This window comes from Methylocella tundrae (assembly GCF_901905185.1).
Lineage (GTDB): Bacteria > Pseudomonadota > Alphaproteobacteria > Rhizobiales > Beijerinckiaceae > Methylocapsa > Methylocapsa tundrae.
On record NZ_CABFMQ020000027.1, the window covers coordinates 1 to 423 of the forward strand.

At 63.8% G+C, this 423-nt stretch carries 1 pseudogene; it reads left to right on the forward strand.

Annotated elements, in window-relative coordinates:
• Positions 1-423: pseudogene (locus MPC4_RS04170) on the forward strand (transposase family protein); the annotation flags it as partial.

A 423-nucleotide genomic window follows, 5' to 3' on the forward strand; every position in this document is an offset into this window, starting at 1 on the left:
CCCAAGGCCAGTCTGGGCAACTGGGTGCGACTGTCATCCAAGGGAGAGCTGAACGACGTTGGCAGCGCCGACAAGGCGACCAAAGTCTCGCCCGAGCAGATGGAGATTGCCCGGCTGCGCGCCGAGAATGCTCGCCTTCGCATGGAGCGCGACATCGCAAAAAAAGCTGCGGCGTACTTCGCGCAGGACACGCTGCGAGGTACGCCTGGATTGACCAAATGAAGTACCGTTACCCGGTGAGCGTGTCCTGCGGTGTGCTGGAGGTCAGCGCCAGCGGGTACTTCAACTGGCTGCGCCGGCGAGAGGATGGTCATGGCCGCAGCGGCCCTGGCCGACTCTACAGCGATGAAGCCCTGCTGGCGCACATCCGTGCCATCCACGCCGAGGTCAAGGGCGAATACGGCTGGCCACGCATGCACAAGG